General features: G+C 36.3%; 9 protein-coding genes and 1 pseudogene. 9 read left to right on the top strand and 1 reads right to left on the bottom strand.

The features are described from left to right. Positions 1-14 precede the first annotated feature (14 nt). From ASU03_RS11380 to ASU03_RS11370, 3 genes are read left to right on the top strand one after another with little or no spacing between them, the layout of a single operon-like run. Complete coding sequence (locus tag ASU03_RS11380) at positions 15-857, top strand: putative selenate ABC transporter substrate-binding protein (protein WP_057831917.1); 843 nt, start codon at positions 15-17, stop codon at positions 855-857. Next, entirely contained in the window at positions 854-1,540 is a 687-nt protein-coding gene (locus ASU03_RS11375; protein ID WP_057831916.1) for an ATP-binding cassette domain-containing protein, read from the top strand. The genes ASU03_RS11380 and ASU03_RS11375 overlap by 4 nt, the downstream gene beginning before the upstream one ends. After that, entirely contained in the window at positions 1,533-3,023 is a 1,491-nt protein-coding gene (locus ASU03_RS11370; protein WP_057831915.1) for a PhnE/PtxC family ABC transporter permease, read from the top strand. The genes ASU03_RS11375 and ASU03_RS11370 overlap by 8 nt, the downstream gene beginning before the upstream one ends. Here the strand turns inward: ASU03_RS11370 and ASU03_RS11365 are convergent. Further along, complete coding sequence (locus tag ASU03_RS11365; protein WP_057831914.1) at positions 3,000-3,269, bottom strand: hypothetical protein; 270 nt, start codon at positions 3,267-3,269, stop codon at positions 3,000-3,002. The genes ASU03_RS11370 and ASU03_RS11365 overlap by 24 nt on opposite strands. Positions 3,270-3,670: 401 nt before the next feature. Between ASU03_RS11365 and ASU03_RS11360 the strand changes: the two genes are divergently transcribed. From ASU03_RS11360 to ASU03_RS11335, 6 genes and pseudogenes are all read left to right on the top strand, one after another. Then, entirely contained in the window at positions 3,671-4,648 is a 978-nt protein-coding gene (locus ASU03_RS11360; protein ID WP_057831913.1) for an isoaspartyl peptidase/L-asparaginase, read from the top strand. A gap of 415 nt (positions 4,649-5,063) precedes the next feature. Continuing rightward, positions 5,064-5,435 (top strand): annotated as a pseudogene (locus ASU03_RS19945) (SAM-dependent methyltransferase); the annotation flags it as partial. Between the two features lie 109 nt (positions 5,436-5,544). Next, entirely contained in the window at positions 5,545-5,901 is a 357-nt protein-coding gene (gapS6a, locus tag ASU03_RS11350) for a GapS6a family protein (RefSeq protein ID WP_057831911.1), read from the top strand. A 2-nt stretch (positions 5,902-5,903) separates the two neighbouring features. After that, positions 5,904-9,179, top strand: a complete 3,276-nt coding sequence (gene gapS6b / locus ASU03_RS11345; RefSeq protein ID WP_057831910.1) for a GapS6b family protein — start codon at positions 5,904-5,906, stop codon at positions 9,177-9,179. Between the two features lie 536 nt (positions 9,180-9,715). Next, positions 9,716-10,690, top strand: coding sequence for a transposase (locus ASU03_RS11340; RefSeq protein ID WP_057831909.1), 975 nt, complete (start codon positions 9,716-9,718; stop codon positions 10,688-10,690). A 162-nt stretch (positions 10,691-10,852) separates the two neighbouring features. Continuing rightward, the gene (locus ASU03_RS11335; RefSeq protein ID WP_057831908.1) at positions 10,853-14,515 is read left to right on the top strand and encodes a YobI family P-loop NTPase; all 3,663 of its coding nucleotides are present in this window, start codon (positions 10,853-10,855) and stop codon (positions 14,513-14,515) included. The last annotated feature ends 55 nt before the right edge of the window (positions 14,516-14,570 follow it).

Genomic DNA, 14,570 nt, shown 5'->3' with positions numbered 1-14,570 from the left:
CTCCGTCGTTTATTATGAAATATTTATTACTGTGCTGTCTGTTATTCGTTAATTCAATTAATGCTCAAACCTTCACGTTTACTGCGATCCCCGATGAAGATGAAAGCCGTCTGCGCAGTCGCTTTGACAAAGTGGCGTTGTACCTGACTGAGCAATTAGGAGTCGATGTTAAATACGTCCCCGTTAAGTCTTACAGTGCTGCGATTAGTGCTTTTCGCAATAATCAGGTTCAGCTCGCTTGGTTTGGTGGGTTGTCAGGAGTCAAAGCGCGACATCTGGTTGAAGGTTCTCGAGCTATTGCTCAAGGTTATGAAGATCAATTCTTTAAAAGCTATTTTATCGCCCATCATTCAACGGGGCTGACCGAGCAAGCACAACTCAATAAAGATATCGCGAAATTTACTTTTACCTTTGGATCGAAAGGCTCGACATCTGGTCGCTTAATGCCAGAGCATTTCATCCGACAAACGTTTGGAAAATCACCCAATAAAGTGTTTAAACGGGTAGGCTTTAGTGGTGATCACAGCCGAACTATTGCGCAAGTTCAGTCGGGTGCATGGCAAATAGGGGCCGTTAATTACAAGGTTTGGCATAACGAGCTTAACGCTGGAAAAATCGATCTCTCAAAAATTAAGGTAATTTGGACCACCCCAACTTATCTTGATTATCAATGGACTATCCGTGGCGATGTCGACCAACAGTTTTCACCAGATTTTAGTCAGCGAGTGCAAAAGGCGTTACTCGATATGTCGGATCCATCATTACTAGCCAGTTTTCCACGCCAAAAATTTGTCCCAGCAACTAATGATGATTACGAACCGATTAAGGTTGTTGCAAAAGCCATTAAGTTGCTATGACACAAGATTGTCCGACAGTGTTTAATATATCCAATCAAGCCATTGGATTTAAAAATCAGCCAATATTTTCTAATCTCAGTTTAATGATTAAACAGGGTGAGAAGGTCGCCATTGTCGGGACCAGTGGCAGTGGTAAGTCAACCCTACTAAATTACCTGTATCAGTGCCGCAGTGTCGATGTTGCCTATTGCCCGCAAAAATCGATGCTGGTCGACACGCTGAGTGTTTACCATAATATTTACATGGGAATACTCAACCAACATGGCTTTTTTTATAATATCATTAATTTGATCCGACCATTTCCGGTGCATAAAACCCGAGTTGAACAGCTAACCCGACGGTTAGGACTCACTGGATTACTTTTTAAATCAATTGATAAGTTATCGGGAGGCCAGCAGCAACGATGTGCCATCGGCAGGGCACTTTATCAGCGACTGCCAATATTTATCGGTGATGAACCATTCTCAGGCTTAGACCCAAAACAAAGCGTTGAACTATTAAAGGCGATTAAGGATCAACATCAAACAGTTGTTGTTGCGCTGCATAATAAAGAAATGGCCCTCAATCAGTTTGATCGGATTATTGGCATAAAGGACGGGGCTATCGCCTTTGATACACCGGCTACTGAGGTAAGTTCCGAGCAATTGGATCTGATATATCACCGCATAGAACACAGTGAATAACCACGTTATGATCACTGTTGACACCACTGCACGAAAGTATCGACTCATCAGCTTGTTTATCGCAAGCTTGGGTATTCTCACGTTATTGATGGCGGACATTGAAATCAGTGCAACGGATCCAATGGATGAGTTGTTAGCAATTTTAGCAGGGTTTATTAGTCCAGATCTTAGTCAAATCGACTATTTAGCCGAAGCACTACTAACCACGGTTTCTTTTGCGGTGGTCGGAATTAGCATCGCCGCGACGCTTGGGATTTTTCTGGCACCTTTACATCATCTGCCATTGGTTAGCCATTTTTGTGCCTTTATTCGCTCAATTCACGAGTTATTTTGGGCGTTGATATTTTTACAAATGTTCGGATTATCTTCTATTACCGGTGTGTTGGCGATTGCCATACCCTACACGGGAATATTTGCCCGAGTTTATAGCGATATTCTGGAGCAAAGCCCACTGGATCGTCGCCATTGGATTAATGACACTAGCCTCAGTGTTTGGCTTTATACCGGTATTATTCCCTGTTGGGCTGCGATTGCACAATATACTCGCTACCGTTTCGAATGTGGACTGCGCAGTGCCGCGATATTAGGATTCATCGGGCTGCCAACCTTGGGTTATTATCTTGAAACTGCATTTTCGCAAGGACAATATAACCAAGCAGCGGGGTTGTTATTGTTGTTCTTTGCCATGATAGCGACGTTAAAATGGTGGCTTAATATCCGCCTAGTATTGGTCTACCTCATTGCGGCCATCGTCTATTTACCTTGGCAGTCACAGTTAGAGTTTAAATACCTAGTGCGTTTTATCACGCAAGATATTGTGCCACAGCCATTGCTTGAGCCTACGCTTAATCTAAGTCACTTAAGTCAGTGGTTTGGCGATTTAGTATCAGGTCAAATTCTACCAGGGATTGGGGCTAGCTTATTACTTAGTGTTAGTGCGTTGCTGTGTTGCGGCGTGATAGCGCTGTTAACTTGGCCGCTGGCCTCTAGAGCAATTCTTGGTCGTGGTTATATCTTGGGGCACGGTTTATTAATCGTCATGCGCTCGACGCCAGAAATTATCCTGGCTTTTGTGATTATGCTAATCATTGGCCCGTCAATGCTCCCTGCAATATTGGCATTGGCCCTGCATAATGGCGCAATTATTGGTTATTTGTTGGCACATCGTGCCGATAGAGTCCAGCTGCGAGTCGATCGACCTAACGGTTTAAATTTGTGGGCTTATGAGCTCCAGCCACAGATATATCCAAGCTTTATCAGCCTGATTTTCTATCGCTTTGAAGTCATATTGCGTGAAAGTGCCATTTTAGGGATGCTTGGGGTCACCACACTCGGTTTTTATATTGATTCAGCCTTTGAAGCACTATTTTTTGATGTCGCCTTGATCTTAATTTTAGTGACCGCCGCACTTAATATGTTGGTCAATAGCATCTCACTCCGTTTAAGACGTTATTTAGCGTTAGATCGAATCGTTACCGCTTAATGTCCTTAAAATTTTTGTAATAAGTAAATAACACCACCGCAAAGTAGTAATCTTCATTTGGATACTGCGACCTGTCGCAATCAGTGATTGTGACGCTGGGGTATAGGTTTTATCACCTAGATTAGTCGCTTCAAGACTGATCATCATCATGCCATCGTCGCCATCACTGGCTGCTCTGATATAGGCATTAACCCAATAATTTCCTAGCATATCGCTTTGCTCGAGATATTTAACACCCTCCGTCATTCCCGAGGTTACGCCTTTGTCATTTCTGAAGTTACCCCCTCGCCATTCCCGAACTTACACCTTCCGTCATTCCCGAAGTTACACCTTCGTCATTCCCGAAGTTACACCTTCGTCATTCCCGAAGTTACACCTTCCGTCATTCCCGAAGTTACTGATCGGGAATCCATTCTCTTAAAACCACTAAACTTTAACTTATAGGGTATTTATGGTTTGGTTTTTAGTACAACTTATTGCCCAATCGGCAGCTAACTTCCACGGAAAAAACTGCAGACACCCACTCAAATAGAAATAAAATTTTAGTGGGTGTCTGCTATATTCTATATTCTACTGAATAAATGAATACAATTATAAAATAAGGTATAAACATTTATACGAGTCTCTAGAATAAAAGTGGAGGTAATATGTTTTTATTAGCCAACGAAGATGGAAAGGCGGGAGTCGACCAAGCAGTCGAATTGCTAAACAATAACAATACATCTATAAACTCAATCGTTGCAGGAATATCTATGGTTGAGGAAGACCCTCATTCCAAAATTGTCGGACTGGGAGGCCTAGCGGATATTGGCGGCGATGTGACACTTGATGCAGCAATTATGGATGGTGAAAATATTGATTTTGGTGCTGTTGCTTGCATTAAAAAACATGTTAATGCCATAAAAATTGCGGCTGCTATATTGCACGATTCACCACATTGTATGTTAGTTGCTGAAGGAGCCGAGCGATATGCCAGAGAAAAAAATATTCCTCAGCGCTCACCACGATTAAGAAAATCAGAAGATCAATGGCGCGAACTTTTTAAATCCTATGTTAATGAAGATCCCTCCGTTTTATCAGACAAAGTCGCATTAGCTCAGTGGTGTAAAAAGGCGATATTAGGGGCGCATGGACATCTGTTTAAAGATACAACAATATATATGGCAAAAGACCACAAAGAAAATATTGCAGTTGGAACGAGTACATCCGGTTGGCCACTTAAATATCCCGGACGCGTGGGGGATTCCCCTATATGTGGTGCAGGCTTCTATGCGGATAATCAGTGGGGTGCTGCCGCATGTACAAATACAGGGGAAATGGCTTTAAGAGCAAACACTGCCTTTGCTGTTGTACAATATATGAAGATTGGCCTATCCGTTGAGGAAGCTGTGTATCAGGCGATGAAAGACCTGACATCACTAAAAGGAGGATTGCTATCTGATCTGATAGTGTATGGCATAGATAAGCACGGGAAACATAAAGTTGTTTGCTATCATTCCAAACCCCATGGAGAGCCAGCCCCTAAATTTTGGTATTGGCATAAAAATCACTCGACAGATTTAGAGCTTATCGTTGCGGAAACTATGTTTAAAGACGATATTTTAAGTATGAACCACAAATTCTAAGGGATTAAGGGGGCAATATCTAAAGCGATAAAACGCCCTTTCCCACGTATTACATACGCCGTCATAACCATAATCCATCCTGGTAGTTTCGTCCTCGTCATTGCCGAAGTGTCTGATCGGAAATCTATTCTCTTAAAACCACTAAACTTTAATTCCAATGGTATTTATGGTTTGGTTTTTAGTACAACTTATTGACAAAGAACAACAATTAAGTGCTTGTCTTCGTGTTAGCATAGAGAAAATAGCAGACTCAAAATACCAACGCGAAAGGACCACGCGCTTGCCAGCCAAATTTTATAATGACAATGCAGAAGCACTAGCCCAGCAATACCTATCAAGGTCATTTGATCAGGTACATCAAAGCGGGCATCAACTATTGCCAGCCATTATAGAAATCATCAATGCACGTTTATTAGATACCTTTCGCAGTATGCCTTTTGCCCGTTGGACGAATAATGACTTATGGAATTTACTGCCCACCGATAGCCAAGTGAACAATCAAAAAAGCGATAGATTGCCAACAGAGCAGAAACTAAAACAGGCAAAAGAAAGAATTCAGCATTGGTGGCAAGTTGCTTGGCTTGATGAGCCATCAGCCTCTCTTTTAAGAGCAAAAGCAGAGCCCTCAACGGGCTTAAGGTATGAGCAAAGCCAGCGCTTTTTCGCTGAGGCGAATATTGCTTTGCCGGGGTTAAGTTCTGATAACTCATCAGTAGATGATTTGTTTGAAGCTTTGGTGATGCAGCGTGGCCGATTGAAAGAAATGCAACAATTGAGGGAGTGGTGATGCTTGATTTTACTCTGTCCCTATTCATTATACCGGGGGAATCTGATAAATTAATATTGAAATCAAACTTTTAACTAGTTATTTTAGAATTTAGCCTTAGGAGGTTTATGTGGATATACTTAGCGCATCTATTTTATCGGGACTTATTTATGATGGTGTAAAGGGCGGTGCTGTTATAGGTTTTGACATGTTGAAATCGAAATTGCAAGGTTGGCTTATCGATGACTCGCAAATAGAAAAAATATCAGATTACCTTAAAGATACAGGAGTTAATGAAGATCTAGCCCCCCATGCAATAGAACGAAAAATAACTGAACATCAGGGATTACTTGATCTTATTAGTAATATTAAAGCATCGGGAGACACTATTATTGTTGAGCAAACATCAAATATAGGGCATAACATTAATAGCACAGGCAGTGGAAATATATCTGTGGGTAATATAGTAACAGGGAAGGATGAATAATTGTGATAGATAGTGCTTTAGTAACTCAAGGTACAGGTATTGGCCATAATATAAATGCAGCTGAAAATGCAAATGTAACCCTAGGTGATTTAAATATCACTAGTTTGTCCTCTAATGACTTAGTTACTTATACAAAGCAATTATTAAAATTATTCACACATCGAGATTGGGTTACGGCTGAGGCATATTTAAATAGTCTTAAGTCCTTAACCTCTTTAGATGACGAATGTAAATCCCTTCTAATGCTACTCCAATACAAGTTTAGCCTCTTAACCGGCAGTAACATAGAGATAAACCCTGATGTTTTTTTAGAGTTATTACGTAGTCCTCGCTCAGGGCCTGTTATAAAAGACATAGTCGAATCTATTTATATTCATTATTTATCAATTGAATCAAAAGGTAATGCGAAAGATCGGTTTTCTAAATCTCTTTATAAAGATGCTTTTACCCATGAGGTGTTTTATGAAGTTCTTGCTAATAGTGAGGATTTAGACACAAAAATAAAAAGTGGAACTTTAGATTTTTTTGAGTGTGAACTATGCTCTTTCGTTCGTTGTTCTATTAGATGTAAAGACTTTGAATTGGCAATAAAACTTTCGAAAGTCATGTTTAACAAATACAAAAATTTTAACAGTGAAATACTACTCTCTCTTTCTTTGGCATATAGACTACATGAAGATATAGAAGGAAAACATTATTGGCTTATTAATTTTGAGCTCATGAGTGAACTTGAAGAAAGAATTAATAACTGCATTAATTTATCAAAAGATAATAGTGATACTCGAATAGTTCAAATCGCGGCAGTTTTATTAGCTTCTACATGGTTCCAATCTGTAGCATTAAGAGATATTTGCATTGAAAATTTTGAAGAGGCAGAAAAGGTTATTCCTAAAATACGAGACTTTTTATGTATTGGTGAAGAGAAAATTGATAATGCTGGTTCAGCAAAGAAACTGTTAAATAAAGAAGAGTTAAATATAAGTGAGCAAGAATTTACCCAAGTATCTTCTGCCTTCATTGAAGGAAATTTAACTGAACGACATATTAAGAAATGGCTTGATAGTGGTGGTACTGTTGCTTCCACTAGTGATCCAGCTAAAGAATTTATTCAAATAGTTTTGAGTTCTATGATTTGTGGTATTGATGATCGCCAACAAAAGTTTAATCTATCTAAAAGGTTAGAGGCATTCATAGAATCCAACCAAGATGGGATAAGTGAATTTAATGTTCATGCTGTTCAGCAACTTTCTATAAACCTTAGTCGCATAGGTTTGCCATTACACGTGGTCAAATTAGTTGAACCTATACTTCCTTTAGCTCCTTGGGCATCTCCAATTGTTGACATTTATGCTGAGTCTTTATTGGCATGCGACCAATTAGAAAAGTTGGATGAATTATTACTGAGCATGAAAAATGGTAAAGATAGCTTTCGATTATTGGCTGTTAAAGTAGAAAGAGCACATATTTCTAATGATTATAAACAAGCAATTGAATTGTCAGAATTAGCTATTAGCAAGTATGAACTTTCATGCTTTTACTGGGCTCAATTATTGAGGGCAAATTATTCAGAAAACATAGAGCCTTATAAAATTCAAATTGTTGTGTCTAGAATACCCAAAGAGATTATTAATAGTTTTAGTTTTGATGGTCTTAATTTACTCCACCTTATTGCAAAGAGCGATTTGAGTTTAGCCGAGTATGTAGCTATGGAATGGTTTATTGATGATCCTGTCGGTATGGCGACCCATGTAACTAACCTACATTTTAATAACTTGAAACGAAATAATGACCTTACTAAAAATGTATACCCTTCAGAGCGGTGTTCAACGGCTTTTGTTTATACAAAACGGGGACGAACGTTCACTAAGTTATTAGTTGATGATTGCAATTCAAGTGAGTATTTACTGAATCCAGATAGTCCTTTAGGTGAACTGTTAAGTGATATGGATGTTGGAGAGGAAGCTAAGGAGGGGATGACGACTATAAAGTTAATTGAAAAGCTACCTGCGATTGTCGGAGTATTTAGAATTTCAACCAATATTAGAGACGATATAAACCCTGGAGATGATTGCTTTTATTTACTATCCATAAACGAAGACGATGGTGTGGAAGGGCTGCTGAAGCATATTGATTCAATATCCCAGCAAAAACAAACTATCGAGCATGAAATTGATGGCAAGGCTATTCCAATTCTGATGAGGCTAAAGCATTCCCATGAAAGCGATTTAATAAAAGGAGCTTTCATCTATTTATGTGATGAAGCTAGTAATAAGACTCTTAATCTTTTTTCAGAAGGAAAAGTCGTTGATGAGGCTGTTATTGTTGACGTTCTTTCAATAGCTTATTTTTGTTTGACAGGTCTAAGTAAAGGACTAATACAACTAGGTGTTAAAGTTTATGTCACCCAAGAGACGCATGATTTAGTAATCTCTTGGTTGGATGACATTAGCAGAACAGACTTTTTGTCTATAGGGAAAGTTGGCGATGACTTTATAAAAACAACGGCAAATGATATTGCAAAAGACAAAAATATTAGCAATCTCAAGGAACTTATTGAAAGTTGCGAAATATTGATACCTTCAAGCATAAATATGCCAGAAATTTTAACAAATTTGAAAGATGTCGTTGATACATCTCACTATAGCTCTATTAAAGCTTCTATTTCTCACTCTATTCCATTTTTTTGCGTAGATTCTGCATTCTGTCAGCTTTATCGTCAACTGGATGTTATTTTAGCTGATGTATATAAGTTGACAGTTGATGCAAAGCTAGCTTCTAAGTCAATAGAGGCCTCTTTAGCTGAATGTCATATTCAATTTAATTTACCTGTCCCTCTTTCCCATCAAGATGTTATTGAGCTTTGTTCTCAGGAAAGTAAAGGACAATATTTAGCAGCGGAAGTTATTAAAAAGTACCCCAATAATTATTCTTCTTCCGAGAGTGCTCTTGATGTACTCACTACCAGTTGTCTTAAGTCAATCCGCTCAGCTTGTTTAGGTGTAAAAGGTAGATTTGATTTATCTGAATGGAAATATACCGAACATATTATATATGCTTGTTCTAGATCTTCCATGATTTGTCTGAAAGGTGCAACCTCTGAAAAAAGGCTAGCTTTATTAATTTTCCACGTATTGGAGACTTTTAAAGCTATGGAGAGTGTGACCAAGTTTACTTTAACTTTTTTTAGGCGTTTTGTTCATGGCCACTTTCTTGATGTAAGGCAAATAGATCTTGAATTGAAGGCTTTAAGGGAGTCTAAAAAGGCTCAGAAAGATTAAACTTAGTTGTTAGTGAATATTAGGGCCAGGTCTTGTCTTTTGCTACAACCTGGCTCACGGGTTAATAATTTATAGGGTGATTTTTTATCAGTTTTGCATCTAAATAATTAAGCGGTTGTTCTTATTTTTTCTTTTGTCGGTTTATCTGGTTGTGAAGAGTACACCGTTATAAAGGCAGTACCGTGTTTTTGTAATAAAAAGGGGACATCCATACTTTTGTTAATTGATTATTAGGTCGTATAGAATATAAAGTATGGGTGTCTATTTCTTTTTGTTGTGTATGTTAATAATTCCTAGGGTGATTTTTATCAGTTTTTCATCTGAATAATTATGTGGTTGTTTTTATTTTTGATTTTGTCGGTTTATCTGATTGTGAAGAGTACACTTTTATAAAACAGTCCCATGCTTTTCTAATAACTGGATGTGGTCACTTTTAGCCAAAATAGCCAAAATAGCAGACACCCACTCAAATGGTAATAATGAGTGGCATCTACTATGCTTAAATAATGATCAATAAATATCCTTTGAGAGTTATTATGGCCACGGCAAGAAAACAACAAATAAGCTTAGTTGATACACCTTATTATCATTGTGTTTCTCGTTGTGTTCGCCGAGCATATCTATGTGGAGAAGATAAATTTACCGGACAAAGTTATGAGCATAGACGTGCTTGGGTCGCTGATAAATTACAAGCATTAAGTGATGTTTTTGCGATTGATGTTTGTGCGTATGCGATCATGAGTAATCACACCCATTTGGTGTTGTTTATTGATGAGCAGCAAGCTAAGTCATGGTCAATGCATGAAGTGATTAGCCGTTGGCATCAGCTATTTAAAGGAACCTTGCTAACGCAACAATATTTACGGGGTGAGCCACTCATTGACACGCTTCAACAAGTTGTAGACGAAACAGCCAGGGTTTATCGTCAGAGATTGATGGATATCAGTTGGTTTATGCGTATTTTAAATGAAACTATCGCTAAACAAGCCAATCGAGAAGATAAGTGTACCGGCAGGTTTTGGGAAGGACGTTTTAAATCTCAAGCCTTGCTTGATGAAGCCGCGTTAATAGCCTGTATGGCTTATGTCGATTTAAATCCCATTAGAGCTAAAATAGCTAAAACCCCAGAAACATCCAAGTACACCAGTATTCAACGACGGATAAAAGCCGCAGTTAAAGGGCAACAAGCCCAACAACTACTGCCCTTTATCGGTAACCCAAGAAAGAACATGCCAACAGGTTTACCGTTTGAATTAAGTGACTATATACAATTGGTAGATTTAACCGGTCGTTGTATTCGAGCCGATAAACGCGGTTATATTGAAAAATCTCAACCTGAAATATTAACCCGCTTAGGTATTAGTGCCCAAAACTGGTTAGTATTAACCACCAAGTTTAGACAATGTTTTCATGGTGCGGTAGGTAGAGCGCAAGCACTTACGGACTTTTGTGAACATCAGCACTTAAAAAAACGAGCAACGGTATCAATCTGCCAAAAGTTGTTGGCTTAATCGCTAGTAATTATTAGTCACCTAAAGGTAATTGCGTCTTCATTTTAGGAAAACAGTATTTTTGCACATTAATTTTAATTACCTCTTCGCTATCCTAATTTAAGTGAAATTCTGCCTGATGTTAGTCAGTAACCCTGATTTTATTTATGGTAGTCTTTGTTGATGATTATGAGTGGGTGTCTGTTATTTTGTTTTAAAAAGCTACTTATCGACCTATGTTGGAAATTAATTCAGCTTAATAGTGAAAAACCAGTTTTTAATTCATCTAAACTTCCAGATCTCTGCCCAACGGATAATGCTGAAAATTGTGAAGAATATATTGATCGATTAAATGAATTATTAATTAATCGTGAAGTGGTAAAAGAAATAGCAATAACAGCGCCTTATTCTGGGGGGAAAAGCTCATTTATTAATACTTATATGAGGCTTAATCCGTATCATAAATATACTTGTATATCACTTGGTGCATTTACCGATGACAAGCTTAAAGAGTCTGATGAAGGAGATACAACAGATATAAATAAAGTTGAAAAAAGTATTGTTCAACAGATTTTATATAAAACTGACAGCGAGAGTGCTCCAAACTCAAGGTTTAGAAAAATAATTAAATCCCACCCTAATTATTTTAATACTATTAGCTCATCAATTAGTTTTGTAATACTGGGTATTTTCATCGCAATAATGTCCTATATACCTGAATACTCATTAAAACATATTTTTTCTGAGTTTTTGAAAGATGGTGTAATTGCCTCTTTTTCATTGGTATTAATCATCTATGTTACTTCTATCCTTATTTTATCTATAAAAGATGCCTTTAAAATATTCCCTAAGTTTAATTTAAGCAAATTTAATCCAATAAAAGGAGAAGTTGCGTTTGAACAGCGCTCAAATGACTCGGTATTTAATATTTATTTAGAAGAGATTATATATTATTTTTCCAAAACAAAATCTGATGTCGTTTTTTTTGAAGATTTAGACAGGTTCAAACGCTCCGAAATATTTGTTCAACTTAAAGAGCTGAATAAATTAATCAATGACAGTGCCGATGTTAAGCAAAGCGTTCGATTTATATATGCATTGAAAGACGATGTTTTTAAAGGAGCGAATAGAACAAAGTTTTTTGATTCAATAATTCCTATTATTCCAGTTACAAATAAATCAAACTCATTTCCTTTATTAAAGCGTCTCTTGGGGGATTCTGGCTTTGAAAATGAATTTAAAGATGTTTATCTAAGAGATATTGCTGTATTTGTTGATGATATGCGAATGTTGAAAAATATCGTAGCTGAATACGGAATATATAAACCTATTCTTCAAAAAAATCTCCCACAAATTGAACTGCAAAAGTTATTCAGTTTTATTATTTATAAAAATATTTATTGTGCGGATTTTGCTGAACTTCATTCTGGTAGTGGTAAATTAGCATCGTTTTTTAATGGATTACAAAGCTTGAAAAGCGATTTTAAAAATTCAGTTCAAGATAAAGTTCATTTACTTGAACAAAAGATAATTGATTCAGAACAGGAGCATTTACAAACGGTTAAAGAGCTAAATACCCTCTATTTATCATTAGCTATAACAAACCTGAATCAACTCGATTCCATAGGTAGTTATCACATTCAAAGTATTTCGGAACCAGAAAACTTTGAAACATTAATGACAGAAAACAGGGTTGATTCGAGGAATTTAGATAGGCGTTATGGATCAACAATAATGTTTGCTGATTTGGTCAATGGCATAGAGCCTTCATATGCACCCCGTAAAAAGAATATTGAAAATAAAAGTAAAAGCTATAAAACTAAAGTTAGTTTAGAAATTAAAGAACTTAGAATACAGTTATCTTCAATTCCACACCTATCTATTAAAGAGCTAATTAATCAGTATGACCGATTAAATGTATTCAAAGCCATTAATGATGAAAAATTACTCATTCACCTGATTGAGAAGGGATATATAGATGAACAATATCATCTTTATATATCTATTTTTTACGAGGGGAATATTGCTAAAAGTGATATGGATTTTGTTATGGCGGTTAAGAGCAATGAAAAAACGGATCCTAATAAAACTCTAATAAATTGTACTGAAATTCTTAAGTATTTTTCAGAGGATGAGTTCCGTAGTTCTTCATTTTATAATTACAATATGCTTGATCATTTATTAGCTAGGGGAGACGAAAGCATAGTTATTAACGTCATTGAGTATGTCTTAAAGCCACAGGATAATAATATGGAAGTTATCTACGAGGCTAATCAAGAACTTGTTAATACTAAAGAGTTTGGGGTTTTAATAATTGAGAATTGGCCTACGGTTTGGTTAAGTATTATATCGTATACAAATATAACAACAGAAAAAAGAAATGAGCTTTTAGTCGGGCTATTATTAAGTGTCGTTAACAATGAGCTTACCGAAGATAATGTTGAAGCTATTAAAGACTATATTGATGGCAATGAAAATATTGCCAATGCTATCCCTGCGGAAAAAAATGCAATAACTCAAATACAAGATCTATTTAAATACTTACAAGTTGAGTTTCAACAAATAAATGACTGCGCTAATAATGTTGATTTTTTGAAGTTTCTCATCAAAGAAGAGTTATTTGACATTAACCAAGCGAATTTATTGGTAGCACTTAACTCCCTAAGTAATAAAGTATTTTCTAATACATTTAGCCTTTCTGATGTATATGAATTAGATAATACGGACTTTATCAATCTTATTGAAAATAACATTGTCACTATTTCTCACTTAATCGAGTCTGGCGAAGTAGGAATAGGTAACAAAGTTCAATATCAAAATATTCTTAATAATTTTCAGATAGATAATAAAGTTAAACAAAAGATCATTGCTAATGAGAAGTTTAAAATTGATAACTTATCTGAAATATACGAAGGAACTGGTCTGTGGGGCATACTATTCCAAAGTAATAAAATAAATACATCTTGGGATAATGTAATTGAGTTTATGCGCTCAAAAATATTCGTAAAGAGTCAACTTGCTAGTTTTTTAAATTTATCTCCAGTTTATTCTGAGTTACTTGAAACTGAGGTGAGTTTAAGTGATGAAAATGAGAGGATATTCATTGATTTGCTGATAAGTGAGGATATTAACCTCGCATCGTTTGAAAAGCTTCAGATAATTGTTGCTAATTTGTTTAATGAAATTAGCCTAGAAAATATAGCAAACGATAAATTAAATAGCCTAATCCTTAACGGCAATATTAGCGTTACTAAATCTAATTATAAAAAGCTAAAAGAGATTGATTATAAGCTTTCGTGTTTATTATTAGAGCAAGGTTTTGATACATTTTTAACCGAAATAGACTTTGAAAATTGGAGTTTTGAACAGGCTGAAATTAACTTTGATTTTGATGAATTACGCATTCTCTTAAATTCATCAAAACTCACTGTTAAGCAAAAAAATATTATTATTGAACAGCAAGAAGAGTTGAAAAATGCACCTGATGTAATATCAGACGCTGTTATTTCCAATTTTAATGAAACCCCATTTCCTAAGCCGAAAATAAGTGTAGATCTGCTCGAAAACTTATTAAGGACTGGTAGTTCAACAGAAGAGAAAGTTACAGTTTATACCAATCAAATTAGAAATTTAGAGCTAGATAATCAAAAAGGGCTTTTGAGCTTGCTTGGTACCGATTACCATAAAATTGTAACTACTAGGTCAAATACGAACATCCCTAATACACCATATAATTTGAATCTAGTAAATGAATTAAAAAAAACTGGGCTAATATCTTCATTTAGTTACACTGAATCGCTATCAGGAAATAAGGAAATAAAAGTAAATGCTAAACGGAAGAAGTAGAACATAAAGTGTGGCGCAGCTAACAATTGAACATATAATTTATGACTGTTTTAGT

It is taken from the genome of Colwellia sp. TT2012 (genome assembly GCF_001440345.1).
Lineage (GTDB): Bacteria > Pseudomonadota > Gammaproteobacteria > Enterobacterales > Alteromonadaceae > Colwellia.
This window is presented reverse-complemented; position numbering and strand designations above follow the sequence as displayed.

What these genes read in the sequence shown, in the direction of transcription:
- ASU03_RS11340 (WP_057831909.1), top strand. Translation starts at nt 9,716, where the DNA reads ATGGCCACGGCAAGAAAACAACAAATAAGCTTAGTTGATACACCTTAT.
- ASU03_RS11360 (WP_057831913.1), top strand. Translation starts at nt 3,671, where the DNA reads ATGTTTTTATTAGCCAACGAAGATGGAAAGGCGGGAGTCGACCAAGCA.
- ASU03_RS11380 (WP_057831917.1), top strand. Translation starts at nt 15, where the DNA reads ATGAAATATTTATTACTGTGCTGTCTGTTATTCGTTAATTCAATTAAT.
- ASU03_RS11335 (WP_057831908.1), top strand. Translation starts at nt 10,853, where the DNA reads ATGATTATGAGTGGGTGTCTGTTATTTTGTTTTAAAAAGCTACTTATC.
- ASU03_RS11365 (WP_057831914.1), bottom strand. Translation starts at nt 3,269, where the DNA reads ATGACGGAGGGTGTTAAATATCTCGAGCAAAGCGATATGCTAGGAAAT.
- ASU03_RS11375 (WP_057831916.1), top strand. Translation starts at nt 854, where the DNA reads ATGACACAAGATTGTCCGACAGTGTTTAATATATCCAATCAAGCCATT.